Raw genomic sequence first — 16,186 nt, forward strand, 5'->3', positions numbered from 1 at the left:
TTATTTTTCGGCTACCCCACCTATAGCAGGGTTAAAACAGGAGGCGGGTCTTGTTTAGAGATATGAGGGGACTTATAAGAATTAGACCAATAATATTGTTGTTTTGGCTCAGATGACTGTATTAACGGTGAAACAATTTTTTCTTGTGCTTCTACAATCACAACATGAAAACATGAAGGTAAATGGTCATGATGATCGGACAAGTTTAACGGAGCTTTATGAGTCCCCGCGATATCTGTCTTTTCCGTATGGCTATGCTGTGAAGCTTCATAACTCAACGCTGCATGATGACCAAAATGATGTAATGCCTTTTCCTGATTTTCATGGGCGCAAAATGCCGCTGCCACATTCCATAAACTTTGGAATATAAGCAAACAGAATAAGACGGACATGAAAAGTGCAGAACGTGGCAACAGCACACCATTAAACTAAGAAGTTGAGCAAAGCCACTATAGCAGGCCGTGGGCATGTAATAAAATTACATCTAATAAGTAGCAGTATAGAAGCGATTCTAATCTCGCCTGAGTAAAGATAAGAATAAATCATTAAGAATCTTTATCTTTACTCATAGGAAACTAATTATTAAGTAATTAGTTTCCTACAAAAAAAATTATTTATGCTTACAAGTTAAATGAGGCTTCTTACCTTCTTCAGCTTTAGCTTTTGTTTCTTGCTGAGACTTAAGATTCTTTTCGAGGAATATTAACCCTCCATCAGCATGAGCCAAACTTGTTGAAAGAAGTAAAACCATCAAAGCCGATTTTGTATTTAGTTTAATAGACATAATAATCACCAGATCTAAATATTCCTAATTTATTTAAGGACTTATCCCAGAAATAAAATTAATTTTTCGCATACCTTAGTTAATCAATTCAGGACAAATCTTCTGAGTCTCTAAGAAGCATGCGGATATACTTTCATTTCATTTTTAGAACCAACTAAACAATGAAGGGAGAACACCGTGCAGTCGCAACTCATCAAAAAGTTGGACTAAGGCCGCAACCCAGATAAACCACACCACCTGCGTCAAAAAAATACGGAAATGCTTCGGTGAAACCTGATAGAACTCAGGCTCTTTAAAATTTTTGAAACTTGGTAAAAAGCGTGGAATTGTCTTTATATAATCTGAATATGCAGTTCCATATTTTTCACTTAGGAATGCTTCTTCTTGGCGTATAACAAAATGGTAGTAACAGAGAAAATAAAGCGTGAATACTATTGGAAAGATAAACGTCTCTGTAATCAACATGATCCCGACTCCACCCAGATAACTAAACAGATAGAGTGGATTTCTACATAAAGAATAGGGACCGTCTGTCACCAACTTAGCATTCTTAAATCCGGAAATGTAAAGACTGCACCATATTCTTCCCATTACTCCTATGCCCACAAAAAACCATCCAAAGAACCATAAAATATGTTCTATAAATGCCGCCTGGAAATGCCATTTACTAAAACTTAAAGCAAGAATAATAGCTAAAATCAGCCCAATCACTCGGGAGCTCACAGTTCTAACACGGGGGGTAAATAAAATATTCATTTCCATAAACCTCCATCACTGTGAATCATCAGAGATAAGATAACCGATTCATTAAAATGATATTTTTGTGTTCCGGAAAAATTTGACAGAACCTTATATCCCGCCTTGTCATTAACATAAAGACGTGAATGTTTAAGCGAGTAATCTACATAGAAGATTGCTGCGCTTTGTTTGCACATATAATTAAGCATAAAATAACCCTTTGAAATAAATAAATTTCTGGTGGGCTTTTTTTGGCTACCCCACCTATAGCGGGGTTAAAACAGGAGGCGGTTTTAAGGCACTAAGATGTGGAGACTGGTAAGAATTGGACCAATGATAAATTTGTGAAAGTTCATGCACATGTAAAACAGGGGTTTGAGCTTGTTTTGCAACTTCTGTCATGACGACATGAAAACATGTCGGTAAATGATCATGATGGTCTTGTAAGTTTAAAGGTGCTTTATGAGCAGCATCTAAAGTCTCAGTATGTTCAACATGGGTATGAGAAGACGTTTGATATACATTTAAAGCTGCATGATGACCAAAATGATGTAGTGCTTTTTCTTGATTTTCATGCGCGCAAAAAGCCGCTGCTATATTCCATAAACTCTGGAATATAAGCAAACAGAATAAGACGGACGTGAAAATTGCAGAACGTGGCAACAGTACACCATGGCTGTTAGAAATTGCACGAAGCAACTATAGCAGGCGAGCTACATGTAATAAAATTACAAAACGTTGATTTATGGGTTCCATTCTTAACCCAGATGTTTCCTAAGTTTTTTAAAAATAATTTTTAAGAGTAATGTTCATGTATAAAACATTGACCACTTGCCTACTAGTAACTTGTCTTGGCTTAAGTGGATGTGCAACTTCTATTTTATCGACTGCCCTTCCGAATGAGACGACTGAGGTCCAAACAACTATTTTAAAGACAGATCAAATTATTGTACTGGGGCAAGCCATTAAAAACCAGCAAGAACAAGGCGTCGTATTTATAGGACAAGACTTTAATTATTTAATGACGGAAGGAAGTTCGGAATTTTTAAATATCATTAAAAATATTCCTGTAAATCAAAGAACTTTAATTATTCCATCTCCTCTGCTACTTGAAATGGATGACCCTACGCATTTTCATGGTGAACTCAAGTTTCAATACAATATTCCCGCTTCAAAACTTTCTGATCAACAGAAAGAAAATTTAAAAAATTTAGGGTTTAAAAATCATTTTATGGTTATGGAGAACCAAACACAGCTTTTATATCCCTACGCTATTATTCGTTTTAAAGGCCAAATTTATCAAACCAGTCCTACTTTAAAAGTTCAACAAACGATTCCAACTCCATATCCAATCGCCTTACAACAAAAAGATGAAATAACCAAGAAACATCCGTTTAAACGTGTAACGCGTATGGCGCTTTATCCTTTAGCGATGGCATTTGATATAGTGACGGTAGCTCCTTCTCTCATCTTGTCAGATTTACGAGGTGACTTTACTAAATAAGCACCCTTACTAATCTAAAAACAAAACCAGCCCTTAGACTGGTTTTGTTTAAGAAAATTTCTTTTGTTTGATATTTATAAATTTTCTCAATTTTTTTATTTTGAATAATCATTTGTTCTTAAACTTTTTAAATTCTATTTTCACGTTTGTATACCAATACTTTTATAGAAGTTTCGCTAAGCGTAAAAACATGTGTAACTTTTATGTAAGCTAAAACTTCATCATTTTTCATCCAAATGCGCTATATCAGATTTACAAAAAATAACATAAGATTTTCATATAAGGGACTAGCTTAAAAGTGTGAGTCAATTCAATCAAATTGAGGAACAAGGGGAGACTGTCATGAATATGAAAACAATCAAGCATGGGCTTAATCACTTGTTTGCCTTTGAAAACTTACCAGCCGATATGCATTCACAAGCTGAGGATGAAATTGAACAAGGCTTACGCTTTGAAGAGTTAGCCATACAAGATCATGAACGTATGCAGAATTGGTTAGATATTACCCCAAATGACCGCAATGCGATGTGGTGCTACCTCCGTGCAGCTTTAAGAGGTAATGCTGACGCTTCCTTTAAACTTGGTATTGGCTATTTAAATGGTCAATTTGGTTTAGATAAAAACTACACTGAAGCTGAAAAGTGGTTAAACAAAGCAGCAAGTCAGGGACATCCTGATGCTGAACGTTGCTTACAAGAAGCTTTTAGTAAACTTGCCTTCTAACAAAAAACCAGCCCTTAGGCTGGTTTTTAAATTTAGCAGTAATTAACCGCTAATTTTTTTGTATTTCTTGCGATGAGGCTGAGCGTCATCACCTAGCTTAGCACGGCGATAAGCTTCAAACTCGGTATAGTTACCTGTATAGAACTCTGGTTGTTCATCTTCAAATGACAAGATATGAGTCGCAATACGGTCAAGGAACCAACGGTCATGCGATACAACCATTACTGTACCCGGGAATACCAAAATTGCATCTTCAAGTGCACGTAAAGTTTCTACGTCCAAGTCGTTTGATGGCTCATCCAGTAAGATAACGTTTGCACCTTGCTGTAAAATTTTCGCAAGTTGTAAACGGTTACGCTCACCACCTGACAATTCACCTACGCGTTTTTGCTGATCTTGGCCTTTAAAGTTAAAACGACCAATATAAGCACGTGATGCAATTTCATAATCGCCCACTTTCAAGATGTCTAAACCGCCAGAAACTTCTTCCCAAACCGTTTTGTTATCATCTAAAGTGTCACGAATCTGACCAACATAAGCAACTTTAACCGAATCACCAAGTGTTACAGTACCAGTGTCAGGTTTTTGCTCACCTGTCATCATACGGAATAAAGTCGTTTTACCGGCACCGTTAGGACCAACAATACCTACAATCGCTGCTGGTGGTACGGTAAATGACAAGTTTTCGTAAAGTAAACGATCACCAAATGACTTGCTGATATTTTCTACTTCAACAACTTTGTTACCTAAACGTGGACCAGGTGGAATATAGATTTCAGAGGTCTCATTACGCTGTTGGAATTCGCGTGAGTTAAGCTCTTCAAAACGCTCCATACGCGCTTTGTTTTTCTTTTGCTGACCTTTCGCATTTTGACGAACCCATTCAAGTTCTTTTTTCAATGCTTTAGCAAAAGATTCTTCTTGTTTCTGCTCTTGTTCTAAACGAGCATTTTTTTGCTCCAACCAAGAAGTATAGTTACCTTGATAAGGAATACCGTGTCCACGGTCAAGCTCCAAGATCCACTCGGCAACATTATCTAAGAAATAACGGTCGTGCGTAATCGCCACGATTGTGCCAGGGAAATCTTTTAAGAAACGCTCTAACCAAGATACAGACTCGGCATCCAAATGGTTCGTTGGTTCGTCAAGAAGCAACATATCTGGTTTAGAGAGCAATAAACGGCAAAGTGCTACACGACGGCGTTCACCACCAGAAAGCTTAGTTACATCTGCATCCCAAGCTGGAAGGTTCAAGGCATCTGCCGCGATTTCAAGCTGGTTGTTTAGGTTATGTGCATCCCAAGCATGGATAATTGATTCTAATTTTTCCTGCTCTTTTGCAAGCGCATCAAAATCAGCATCTGGGTCTGCATATTCTGCAAATACCTGATCAAGACGCTCTAAAGCATCTAAAGCTTCACGCACACCATCTTCAACGTTACCACGAACGTCTTTAGTCGGATCAAGTGGCGGTTCTTGCTCTAAATAGCCGATTTTAATTCCAGGTTGTGCACGAGCTTCACCAGAGAAATCTTTATCTACGCCAGCCATAATACGAAGCAAGGTAGACTTACCCGCACCGTTCAAACCGAGAACACCAATTTTGGCACCCGGGAAAAATGATAAAGAGATGTCTTTTAAGATTTCGCGCTTTGGCGGAACCATCTTAGACACTCGGTTCATCGTATAAATATATTGGGCCACGCAGGACTCCTCAATTGAAAAACCAATACATCGCAAGACGCGACAAAAATAATCGCGCGTATTATACGATGAAAACACTAATGACTTGAAGTTATGATTTCCATCGTACGGATTTATCAAACAATTTTCTTTTTCAATAAGTTGCAAAATGTTTACGTATAAGATTTATACAACGTTTCAGCGTATATTTTTCTATCTATATTCCTAAAATTGGATAACAAACCAGAATTTCTGCAATTTTCTATATAAATTTTAAGCTAGACTCGCTCAATATTTAACTCACGAAGATGAAGTAATCATGACTTATAAAGATGAAACCTTAGCCATTCACGCAGGCTACACTCCTGAAGCAACTACTAAAGCTGTTGCAGTCCCTATCTATCAAACAACTTCGTATGCATTTGATAACACACAACACGGTGCTGACCTTTTCGATTTAAAAGTTCAAGGCAATATCTATACCCGTATTATGAATCCAACCACAGCCGTACTTGAGCAGCGCCTTGCTGCGTTAGAAGGCGGTATTGGTGCTTTAGCCTTGGCTTCTGGAATGGCAGCGATTACCTATGCTGTCCAAACGATTACAGAAGCTGGAGATAATATTGCCTCAGTCTCAACTTTATATGGTGGAACGTACAACTTATTTGCTCATACCCTGCCAAAACAAGGCATTGAAGTTCGCTTTTTTGATTATCAAAAGCCTGAAAGCTTACGTAACTTAATTGATGATAAAACTAAACTTGTTTTTGTTGAGTCAATCGGCAATCCGCTCGGAAATATCATCGATCTAGAAGAAATTTCGAAAATCGCCCATGAATATGGCGTACCTGTCGTTGTTGATAATACAGTCGCTACCCCTGCTTTATTAAAACCATTCCAATATGGCGCCGATATCGTCATACATTCTTTGACTAAATATATTGGTGGACATGGCAATAGTATTGGTGGTGCGATTATCGATAGCGGTAAGTTTCCTTGGGGTAAATATCCGGAGCGTTTTAAAGTATTGAACACGCCAGACCCAAGCTATCATGGTGTGAACTATGTAGAGGCATTAGGTGAAGCTGCCTATATAGCAAGGGCTCGCGTTGTACCATTACGTAATACAGGCGCAGCTATTAGCCCGCTCAGTGTTTTCTTAATTTTACAGGGTCTAGAAACGCTTAATTTACGGATGGAACGCCATACTGAAAATGCACAAAGAATTGCGGAATATTTGCAAAATCATCCGAAAGTAAAATGGGTCAATTACGCAGGCTTAAAAGATCATCCACAACATCAACTTGCGCAAAAATATGTAAAAGGTAAACCTTCTGCAATTTTATCTTTTGGGGTTCAAGATGGCCGTGAAGGCGGTACTCGCTTCATTGATGCCCTTCAGCTATTTACCCGTCTTGTGAATATTGGTGATGCGAAAAGTCTGGCGTGTCACCCTGCAACCACAACTCACCGCCAACTCAACGAACAAGAACTAAAAGCTGCTGGTGTAAGTGAAGATATGGTACGTCTTTCAATTGGTATCGAGCATGTTGATGACCTCATTGCCGATTTAGAACAAGCACTTTCATCCGTATAAATTTTAAACCCATCTAACAAGCCTCTGGAATATAGAGGCTTTTTTATTTTTAAGTGATTTAACTATTAAGAATAATTAATGGATTAGGGTAATAATTTAGAGTTTTTACTCTAAATAAATTGTTAAATTTCATATATTTACACACTAGACAATTTTTAAACATCTATTAAGATAAGGCAATATTTAGGAGTTCATCAGGATGAACCAACGGTTGTAAAAATAAAAATTACATACCGGAATAAATAGCCCCTGCCCCTACTTAGGTAAAATGCTGTGAATAAAAAATTAGAAGCTCTGTTCCAGGAAAAGGTACAAGGTAAAGTCATCTTAGTGACAGGCGCCTCAAGTGGAATCGGTTTAACGATTTCCAATAAACTTGCTGACGCTGGTGCGCATGTTTTACTGGTTGCCCGTACTCAAGAAACATTAGAAGAAGTCAAAGCAGATATTGAAAGCCGTGGCGGTCAGGCATCAATTTTCCCATGTGATCTGAATGACATGGAAATGATTGATCAGGTTTCTAAAGAGATTTTAGCTTCTGTTGACCATATTGATATTTTAATTAATAACGCAGGTCGCTCTATTCGTCGTGCTGTTCATGAGTCTTATGATCGTTTCCACGACTTTGAACGTACTATGCAATTAAACTACTTTGGCGCTGTACGTTTAGTACTCAATATTTTGCCTCACATGATTCAACGCAAAGATGGGCAAATTATTAATATTAGTTCGATTGGTGTATTAGCAAATGCAACCCGCTTCTCGGCTTATGTTGCTTCTAAAGCTGCGCTTGATGCATTTAGCCGTTGTCTATCGGCAGAAGTTCATGCACATAAAATTGCAATCACTTCAATTTACATGCCTTTAGTGCGTACACCAATGATTGCGCCGACCAAGATTTATAAATATGTACCGACTCTCTCACCTGAGCAAGCAGCCGATTTAATTGCTTATGCAATTGTGAAACGTCCAAAACGTATTGCAACTAACTTAGGCCGTTTGGCTTCTATGACCTATTCAGTGGCCCCTGGCATTAACAATATGTTTATGTCGATTGGTTTCCGTCTGTTTCCAAGTTCAGACGCCGCAAAAGGCAAAAAAGCTGAAAAACTTAACTGGGTGCAAAAAGCATATGCACGCATTTTCCCAGGTGAGCATTGGTAATTTAAAATATTCAGCGAACTTAAATAAAAAAGCGCCTCATGAAAGGCGCTTTTTTATTTGATTCTATTTACGCATCTAAAAACTCGACATGCCCTGTTTTAACATCGTAAATCGCGCCAACAATCGCTATTTCACCACGATCCAATAAGTCTTTAAGTACCGTACTGTTATTAATAATATATTGGATATTGTAGTGAACATTCATAGCAGTTACCTGATTTACGAAGGTCTTGTTTAATTCACGGGGTTGCATAATGTCATATACGCTTTCTACCGAATGCATGAGCGGACCAAGCACATATTGAATATGCGGCATCTCTTTGACATCAGAGATTTGCTTTTGCTGTAAGCGTAACTGACATGCACTCGTCACTGCACCACAGTCAGTATGGCCTAAAACTAAAATGACTTTTGAGCCTTTGGCCTGACAAGCAAACTCAAGCGAGCCTAATACCTTTTGACCTGCAATATTACCTGCAATCCTTAAACTAAATAGATCACCAATACCCACATCAAAAATCATTTCAGTTGGAGCACGTGAGTCCATACAACCCAAAACGGCAGCAATTGGGTGCTGGCCTTCATCTGCAGTAACACGAATTTGGCGATAAATATCACGTTGCAAGCGCTCATTTTTTACGAAACGTTCATTTCCTTCTTTAAGTAAAGTAATGACTTGCTGTGGACTTAATTTACGTTGTAGATCTCTCGTACTAATGTAGATATCCAGTACTGCATCATCTACCTCTTCATAGTGCTGCTTAAATCCAATAAGCTTAAGGTCGACTTGGCGTTTAACTGCCGTCTCATTTTGATAGTCTTGAATGACTTGATAAATATCCGGATCAATCGAATCACATTGAGTGGCATCAATAATCAACTGTTGATCTTTATGAACATGTTCCAAGGCAGAAATGAGCGCGGAACGATTCAGAAAAGTCACTTGTGAAGGAAGTTCAATACGCGTCACGATTCCATGTAAATGCTTTTCTTTATAAACACGAACACCTTTATTGAAGTTGCCATATAAAATAAATGCACTACTGGTAAATAGCCCCACCAAGATTCCGGTTAATAAATCTGTCAGCAAGATTGCAACCAAGGTAATAATGAATGGTAAAAACTGTCTCCAACCTTTTTGGTAAAGCTGTTTGAATAACTTTGGATGAGTCAGTTTAAAACCAGTCACGATCAAAATTGCTGCAAGTGCAGACAAAGGAATCATGTTCATGAGTGGGACAAAAAATAGAATTGCAAGCAGTAACAACACACCGTGAATAATGGTTGAGCATTTACTACGTGCACCTGTATTGGCATTTACAGAACTACGGACAATCACTGAGGTCACTGGCATTCCGCCAATCAAACCTGACACAATATTACCTGCTCCTTGCGCCCATAACTCACGATTAGGTGGAGATGAACGCTTTTGAGGATCAAGTTTATCTGCTGCTTCTAAATTTAGTAATGTTTCTAAAGATGCCACGATCGCAAGTGTAATGGCTCCGGTATAAATTAATGGTTCAGCTAAATAGCTAAAGTCAGGAAAAACCAATACCTCTTCTGGTGCTTGCAATATATTTGGTAGTTGAATCAAATTATTACTTTGCACAGCCCATGAAGAACCGATACTTATTAAAACAAAGTTAAAAACTGCTGCGAGTACCACGGCAATTAAGGCAGAAGGCAACGCTAACTTTTTAAGTGGGCTACTGTCCCAAGCTAAAATTAAAAATAAGCTCAGCAGCCCAATCAATGCTGCTCCAGCATCAAATTTTTGGATAAACGTATCCGGAGTAGCAGTCCAAACTTCTTTCCATGAAAAATCAGTCAACCCAAATAAATAAGGTAACTGTGTCACAATCAAAATGGCACCAATGGCTGCCAATAATCCTAAAATGACATTGTTTGGAATAAAGTTGGCAAAGAAACCCAACTTAAATACACCAAACAGAATTTGTAAAATTCCTGCAAATACAATACACAATAAAAAGGCGGCATAATTGCCGCCTAATTGATCGAGTTGTACAAGGATGACCGCAGTCAACCCTGCTGCTGGGCCAGAAACGCTGATGTGAGAGCCACTCAGCAGGCCAACAATAATTCCACCCACTATTCCAGCAATAATGCCAGAAATAATTGGAGCACCTGAGGCTAAGGCAATACCCAAACATAAGGGTAAGGCCACGAGAAATACGACAACTCCCGAAAGGAGGTCGTTTACGTGAAATCTATTTTTCAGTTCTAAAGCCGGCATAAAAACAACCATTTATAATATAAAAAAACAATCAATTTTTAATGTAACTGCCTGAAAGTGAGGAACTTACTTCAAGGCTTTATCGATATTGTCTGACAACTGAATCGGGTTAAAGTTGAGTTATGCTATAACGTTGTATAGTTGATTGTAGATTTCACGACGTTTTTGTTGATCTTAAGATTCACCTCATCTTTATGAGCGTGATGTTTTAATAAAACATAGCGCTAGCCATTTAGAAGATGATTTAGAAACAATAAAAAAGCCTCCCGTTTAGGAGGCTTTTTTAAGTTCTCTAAAGGCTCTTATTTAGAACCCTTAATTCCTGCTTGCAATAATAATGCACCAAAACCACCAATTTTTTGCTCTTGTGGTTTTTCTTGCTTACTACGCTGCGGACGTTCAACTTGATCTTTACGCGGTTGTGGACGTTTACCTTGTGGTTTACGCTCAGAACGCTGTTCGTTATTTTGTTCACGACGTGGTGGTCGCTGTGCTTTCACAGGTGCCGCACCTTCTGCACGCATACTCAAGTTCACACGGTTACGTTCAACATCAACCTGCATAACACGCACTTGTACGATCTGACCTGGTTTTACCACTTTATGCGGGTCAGAAACGAACTCATTGGCTAATTCAGAGATATGAACCAAACCATCTTGATGCACACCAATATCAACAAAAGCACCAAAATTCGTCACGTTCGTCACAACACCTTCAAGCTGCATACCTTCAGTCAACTGAGCAACTTCAGTAATGTCTTCACGGAATTTAGCTGTGCGGAATTCTGGACGAGGGTCACGGCCCGGTTTTTCAAGTTCTGCTAAAACGTCTTGAATGGTTGGCAAACCGAATTTGTCATCAACAAACTCTTCTGCTTTTACCTGACGAATAATTTCGGTATTACCAATAATGTCTTTTACCGTTGTCGCTTTTGCTGCAACAATTTTCTCAACAAGACCATAACTTTCAGGGTGAACAGCAGATGCATCTAATGGCTCTGAACCATTTTGGATACGCAAGAAACCAGCTGCCTGTTCAAAAGTACGTTCGCCAAGACGCGGTACATTTTTAAGTGCCTGACGTGTGTCAAAACGGCCATGCTCTTTACGGTATTCAACAATTTGCTGTGCAATTGCTTTGTTTAAACCTGCAATATAAGCCAAGATTGCTGGTGAAGCAGTATTTACATCTACCCCGACAGCATTCACACAGTCTTCTACAACCGCATCAAGCGTTTTTGCTAAACCAGTTTGGTTCACATCGTGTTGATATTGACCTACGCCAATCGACTTCGGATCAATTTTAACAAGCTCAGCCAACGGGTCTTGTAAACGGCGCGCAATAGAAACTGCCCCACGGATTGAAACATCAAGCTCTGGAAGTTCCGCCGCAGCAAGTTCACTTGCAGAGTAAACAGAGGCACCTGCTTCGCTTACAGTTACACGAGTTAATTTAAGATCTGTATTTGCAGCCATCATTTCAGCTACAACAGCTTCTGTTTCACGGCTTGCAGTACCATTGCCAATAGCAATAAGCTCGACATTGTATTCACGGCATAGACGTGCAAGTTCAGCAATTGAACCTTCTTTATCTTCTTTAGGCGCAAATGGATAAATCGTGCTATGTGCAAGTACATCACCAGCTTCGCTTACTACGGCTAGTTTCACACCAGTACGAATACCAGGGTCAACACCCAAAGTCGTACGGCTACCAGCTGGCGCTGATAACAATAAGTGACGAAGATTTTCAGCAAACACCTGCATTGCTTCTGCTTCAGCAGCAAGACGTTTTTCTGTAAGTAATGAATGCTCGATTTGAGGACGAACTTTACCTAACCAAAATAATTTTGCAGTTTGTTTTAAGAAATCTTGACGTGTTTGTGGCTGAACCTGATCAAGGTTGTATTCAGTTTCAATACGAGCCAATGGTGCATCATCTTCGCCATCAACTTTTAAACCAAGTACGTTTTCTTGGCGGCCACGTAACATCGCCAATAAACGATGTGATGGTAATTTGTTTAGGCCTTCCGAGAATTCAAAGTAATCGCGGAACTTTTTGCCCACTTCTTTCTTCTCTTCAGATGCAACAGTACTTTTTAATACTGCTGTTTTTGCAAAAGTTGCTTTTAATTCTGTAGTAAGAGGAATGTTTTGTGCCCAGTCATCAATCAGAATATGCTGGATTGCGTCTAATTGACTTTCAACGTCCGGATAGTCTTCATGACTAAAACCAGCCAATGCTTCTGTCGGATCAATTTGTTCTGAAATAATTTTTTCGGCAATTGGTCCAAGGCCCGCTTCTTTCGCCTTGAAAGATTTGCTCGTACGTTTAGGACGGTACGGCGCATAAATTTCTTCTAAAGCATTTTTTGTTTCGGCTGCATTCACCCGCGCCAACAAGTCATCATTCAATTTATTCTGTTCTTGCAATGACTGAATGACCTTTTCACGGCGCTCATATAAATCACGTAAATACGCTAAACGAGTATCTAATTGGCGTAACTGCGTATCATCTAAACCTTGTGTTACTTCTTTACGGTAACGGGCAATGAATGGAACACTGGCACCTTCATCAATTAAGCGGATGGCAGCTTCTACTTGGTTTGGACGTACGGCAAGCTCACTTGCCAACTGCTGAACTAAGTCAGTCATCGTGTTTGATCCCACAAGGATAAAGTTTAAAAGCACTGATTATAAAGACCAAGACCATAAAATCCACACTTGTTTGCGTATTCAAAACGTTTTTTTGTATTGACTATGAATTTTTCACATTCTTATGGCCGTAAAAAAGTTTTTTCTGTGACTCATTTGGGCCTTTAAGCTAGCCTTTTACCTTTTAAAAAATATGAAATTTATAGATACTTCTTTAATTAAAGAAAATTTTTAATATAAATTATGAGAAAAAGAACATATTGATACATTGCCAGAACGATCAAAATATAGTTTTTCTTATCTTTCTAAATAAATTATTAAGTCTTCATACTTAAACCGTGAATGAATAAATTAAAAGTTAGAACTTAAAAACCGAAACTCATTTTTAAAATAATTTATTTGAAACAAATATTTATTAGAATTTACTCGATAAGAAAGAGGTAAATAGTCAAATATTTGAGTTTTTCTTTAAGGCTTTGCTAAATTATGGGCATAAGATGTTGTTTTTTGGTTTCAAGCCCCTACGAAAATTGTAATTTTGAGCAAATTGATACATAGTCTTAACAAGAACATCGGCATTATACTGAGGGCTTGTTGGCAATAAGCCTAACCGATCCAATAATATATAAATTATGACTTTAAAAGGGAGTACATCATGAGTTTAGTTGTACCTGCTGAACATCCTGAAACCGTACATAACGAAACGGATCGTGTCGAGCGCATTTTAGTGGTCGATGACGATGTGCGTTTACGTACCCTCTTGCAACGTTTTTTGGAAGATAAAGGCTTTGTTGTAAAAACTGCCCATGATGCCTCACAAATGGATCGTTTATTACAACGTGAGTTATTTTCACTTATCGTGCTCGACTTTATGTTGCCCGTTGAAGATGGTTTAAGTATTTGTCGTCGTTTACGTCAGTCAAATATTGATACTCCAATTATCATGTTAACTGCACGTGGTAGTGACTCTGACCGTATTGCTGGTCTTGAAGCCGGCGCAGATGACTATTTACCAAAACCATTTAACCCAAATGAACTTTTAGCGCGTATTCGCGCAGTATTGCGTCGTCAGGTACGTGAAGTTCCGGGTGCGCCAAGCCAACAAGTTGAAGTGGTTAGCTTCGGTCCATGGTCTCTAGATTTATCTACACGTACACTGACTCGTGAGGGTCAAATCGTTACATTGACTACAGGTGAATTTGCCGTATTAAAAGCTTTGGTACAGCATCCACGTGAACCTTTAACACGCGACAAGCTCATGAACTTGGCTCGTGGCCGTGAATGGGGTGCAATGGAACGTTCTATTGATGTTCAAGTGTCTCGTCTACGCCGCTTAATTGAAGATAACCCGGCACGCGCACGTTACATTCAAACTGTATGGGGCGTAGGCTATGTGTTTGTTCCGGATGGTGCTGAATAAGCTTGAGATAAAATAGAGTGAGTTTAGAGCCAATACCACCGCAAACCTTTACCGACTACGTTGCGTACTCAGAGCGTAAACGGACCCGATGGGAACGTTTTCTCGACAAGATTAAGCCACGTTCTGCGGCCATGCGTACCACAATTTTGGTACTGCTGGTGGTACTCTTTAGCTTATTTATGTCATTGTGGTTTTTTTGGCGAACCCTCTATTTACCTGAAATTCAGCAACATGCGCGCTATCTAGCAGTTGAACTAGAACTGGTAAATAACCCTAATATTCGTATTTTTCATCGCGATAGCGAAGTTGACGTCGACACATGGTTACGCAATCGGGTTGGCATTGAATATGTCACGAACCCCAAAGAATATCCAAGTGTTCGCGATAAAATTATTGCCGAGTTTTTTACCAACCAAGTTGAGCAAAAACTGGCAAATGAAATTGGCGCAAAAGACGTTACTGTCTATTTCCAATTTAAACCTAGCCCACGTATTTGGATTCAAACGCCAGAAATGCATGGTAACTGGGTTCGTGAACCTTTAAAAACCTATGCCAACTATAGCCCCGAGCTACTGGTAGGCTGGGTTGTGGGTGTCCCATTAGTTTCGGCCATCATCATTTTAATTTTGGTTCGACAAATGAACCGACCATTACGTCGTTTGCAAAATGCTGCCAACGAATACAGTAAGTCTGGAACTGCACCTTATTTAGATACTAACCATGGCCCTTTAGAAATTCGCCAAGTAAACCAAGCATTTAACCGTATGGTATATACGCTTGAACAAACTGAGCGTGAAAGACGAATCATGCTAGCGGGAATTTCACATGATTTAAGGACTCCCCTTACACGTATTCGTTTAACTGCAGAAATGCTACCTGATGAGTTTCTACGTGAAGGTCTGGTTTATGACGTAGATGATATGGATGCGATTCTAAATCAGTTCATCTCATATATGCGCGATGGTTCAGATGAGGAATTAAAAGACACTAATATCAATATTCTTTTACAAGAATTGGTGGTTCAGTTTAAACCCCTTGATATTCGCTTTAACATGCAGGATGTTCCGATTATTCCTGCACGCAGCCTCTCTTTAAAACGACTTATTGCCAACCTCATTAATAACGCAAAGCGTTATGGTGCTGAACCGATCGAACTCAGTGCAAAGGTTGAAAATGAACATATTTTAATTACGGTTGCTGACCATGGTGAAGGCATTCCAGAAGATCAAATTGAAGAATTAATGCAGCCTTTTGTAAGAGGCAACTCGGCTAGAACGATTCAGGGAAGCGGTTTGGGTCTTGCCATTGTTAAACGTATTGTCGATATTCACCAAGGTGAAATCCAGATTCACAATCGTGAACAAGGCGGTTTAGAGGTAATTATTTCTTTACCAATTCCAAAACCCGCCCCTGAAGAAAATACAACGCATAATCCTTTAGAAAAAATCAAACAAACTTTAAGTGAGCGCTTTTAATTTGAGCAATTGAACATTTAAAGCGCTATTTTAAACCTCAAAAAAGACAATAATAATCAATATATTAAAAATCATAAAAATAAGTTATACCCGCATTTATTTAAAAAATTAGACCTTAGCCTAACACCTATGCACTTTTCATTTTTTCATAGCTAAAATCCGGTATGTTTTGACAATATTGAGGATGTCC

The 16,186-nt window shown here is 38.8% G+C and carries 15 protein-coding genes; 7 read left to right on the top strand and 8 right to left on the bottom strand.

Annotated elements, in window-relative coordinates:
• Positions 1-20 precede the first annotated feature (20 nt).
• The 5 genes from EGT34_RS09845 to EGT34_RS09865 all read right to left on the bottom strand — a co-directional run bounded on the left by EGT34_RS09845 (position 21) and on the right by EGT34_RS09865 (position 2,185).
• A complete protein-coding gene (locus EGT34_RS09845; RefSeq protein ID WP_002017259.1) occupies positions 21-413 on the bottom strand; it encodes a cation efflux protein, CzcI-like in 393 nt (130 codons plus the stop codon).
• Between the two features lie 197 nt (positions 414-610).
• Positions 611-784: a hypothetical protein gene (locus EGT34_RS09850; protein WP_000023573.1), complete on the bottom strand. Its 174-nt coding sequence runs from the start codon at positions 782-784 to the stop codon at positions 611-613.
• A gap of 144 nt (positions 785-928) precedes the next feature.
• Complete coding sequence (locus tag EGT34_RS09855; RefSeq protein WP_000425720.1) at positions 929-1,546, bottom strand: methyltransferase family protein; 618 nt, start codon at positions 1,544-1,546, stop codon at positions 929-931.
• The gene (locus EGT34_RS09860) at positions 1,537-1,731 is read right to left on the bottom strand and encodes a hypothetical protein (RefSeq protein WP_000935947.1); all 195 of its coding nucleotides are present in this window, start codon (positions 1,729-1,731) and stop codon (positions 1,537-1,539) included. The genes EGT34_RS09855 and EGT34_RS09860 overlap by 10 nt, the downstream gene beginning before the upstream one ends.
• A 55-nt stretch (positions 1,732-1,786) precedes the next feature.
• Positions 1,787-2,185, bottom strand: a complete 399-nt coding sequence (locus EGT34_RS09865) for a cation efflux protein, CzcI-like (protein WP_001138088.1) — start codon at positions 2,183-2,185, stop codon at positions 1,787-1,789.
• 148 nt (positions 2,186-2,333) lie between these two features.
• Here EGT34_RS09865 and EGT34_RS09870 point away from each other — a divergent pair, with 148 nt between their 5' ends.
• Positions 2,334-3,026: a hypothetical protein gene (locus EGT34_RS09870; protein WP_000278588.1), complete on the top strand. Its 693-nt coding sequence runs from the start codon at positions 2,334-2,336 to the stop codon at positions 3,024-3,026.
• Positions 3,027-3,368: 342 nt separating this feature from the next.
• Positions 3,369-3,749: a tetratricopeptide repeat protein gene (locus tag EGT34_RS09875; RefSeq protein WP_001056509.1), complete on the top strand. Its 381-nt coding sequence runs from the start codon at positions 3,369-3,371 to the stop codon at positions 3,747-3,749.
• A 42-nt stretch (positions 3,750-3,791) separates the two neighbouring features.
• On the opposite strand, the gene ettA is transcribed toward EGT34_RS09875, so the two are convergent.
• The gene (gene ettA / locus EGT34_RS09880; RefSeq protein ID WP_000090021.1) at positions 3,792-5,453 is read right to left on the bottom strand and encodes an energy-dependent translational throttle protein EttA; all 1,662 of its coding nucleotides are present in this window, start codon (positions 5,451-5,453) and stop codon (positions 3,792-3,794) included.
• Positions 5,454-5,751: 298 nt separating this feature from the next.
• On the opposite strand from ettA, the gene EGT34_RS09885 reads away from it, so the two are divergent.
• Both EGT34_RS09885 and EGT34_RS09890 read left to right on the top strand, forming a co-directional pair.
• Positions 5,752-7,029, top strand: coding sequence for an O-acetylhomoserine aminocarboxypropyltransferase/cysteine synthase family protein (locus tag EGT34_RS09885; protein ID WP_000221160.1), 1,278 nt, complete (start codon positions 5,752-5,754; stop codon positions 7,027-7,029).
• A 273-nt stretch (positions 7,030-7,302) separates the two neighbouring features.
• Positions 7,303-8,193, top strand: a complete 891-nt coding sequence (locus tag EGT34_RS09890) for an SDR family NAD(P)-dependent oxidoreductase (protein ID WP_001035486.1) — start codon at positions 7,303-7,305, stop codon at positions 8,191-8,193.
• 67 nt (positions 8,194-8,260) lie between these two features.
• On the opposite strand, the gene EGT34_RS09895 is transcribed toward EGT34_RS09890, so the two are convergent.
• Positions 8,261-10,450, bottom strand: a complete 2,190-nt coding sequence (locus tag EGT34_RS09895; protein WP_001111065.1) for a bifunctional SulP family inorganic anion transporter/carbonic anhydrase — start codon at positions 10,448-10,450, stop codon at positions 8,261-8,263.
• Between the two features lie 302 nt (positions 10,451-10,752).
• Positions 10,753-13,101 (bottom strand): Tex family protein, encoded by a 2,349-nt coding sequence (locus EGT34_RS09900; RefSeq protein WP_000131196.1) that lies wholly within the window; start codon positions 13,099-13,101, stop codon positions 10,753-10,755.
• A 655-nt stretch (positions 13,102-13,756) separates the two neighbouring features.
• Here EGT34_RS09900 and ompR point away from each other — a divergent pair.
• From ompR to EGT34_RS09915, 3 genes are read left to right on the top strand one after another with little or no spacing between them, the layout of a single operon-like run.
• On the top strand, positions 13,757-14,521 hold the full coding sequence (gene ompR, locus EGT34_RS09905) for a two-component system response regulator OmpR (protein WP_000060753.1): 765 nt from the start codon (positions 13,757-13,759) through the stop codon (positions 14,519-14,521).
• Positions 14,522-14,538: 17 nt separating this feature from the next.
• Positions 14,539-15,996 carry an ATP-binding protein gene (locus EGT34_RS09910; protein ID WP_000051217.1) on the top strand — a complete coding sequence of 486 codons (1,458 nt, stop codon included), beginning with the start codon at positions 14,539-14,541 and terminating at the stop codon, positions 15,994-15,996.
• 27 nt (positions 15,997-16,023) lie between these two features.
• Positions 16,024-16,152: a hypothetical protein gene (locus EGT34_RS09915; protein WP_085916955.1), complete on the top strand. Its 129-nt coding sequence runs from the start codon at positions 16,024-16,026 to the stop codon at positions 16,150-16,152.
• Positions 16,153-16,186: the final 34 nt, after the last annotated feature.

Origin of the sequence: Acinetobacter sp. FDAARGOS_558, assembly GCF_003937785.1 — a bacterium.
GTDB lineage: Bacteria > Pseudomonadota > Gammaproteobacteria > Pseudomonadales > Moraxellaceae > Acinetobacter > Acinetobacter baumannii.

Bases quoted from the DNA above. Each gene is read 5' to 3' on its own strand.
- EGT34_RS09850 (WP_000023573.1), bottom strand. From the start codon at position 784: ATGTCTATTAAACTAAATACAAAATCGGCTTTGATGGTTTTACTTCTT.
- EGT34_RS09855 (WP_000425720.1), bottom strand. From the start codon at position 1,546: ATGGAAATGAATATTTTATTTACCCCCCGTGTTAGAACTGTGAGCTCC.
- EGT34_RS09860 (WP_000935947.1), bottom strand. From the start codon at position 1,731: ATGCTTAATTATATGTGCAAACAAAGCGCAGCAATCTTCTATGTAGAT.
- EGT34_RS09870 (WP_000278588.1), top strand. From the start codon at position 2,334: ATGTATAAAACATTGACCACTTGCCTACTAGTAACTTGTCTTGGCTTA.
- EGT34_RS09875 (WP_001056509.1), top strand. From the start codon at position 3,369: ATGAATATGAAAACAATCAAGCATGGGCTTAATCACTTGTTTGCCTTT.
- EGT34_RS09885 (WP_000221160.1), top strand. From the start codon at position 5,752: ATGACTTATAAAGATGAAACCTTAGCCATTCACGCAGGCTACACTCCT.
- EGT34_RS09895 (WP_001111065.1), bottom strand. From the start codon at position 10,450: ATGCCGGCTTTAGAACTGAAAAATAGATTTCACGTAAACGACCTCCTT.
- EGT34_RS09900 (WP_000131196.1), bottom strand. From the start codon at position 13,101: ATGACTGACTTAGTTCAGCAGTTGGCAAGTGAGCTTGCCGTACGTCCA.
- ompR (WP_000060753.1), top strand. From the start codon at position 13,757: ATGAGTTTAGTTGTACCTGCTGAACATCCTGAAACCGTACATAACGAA.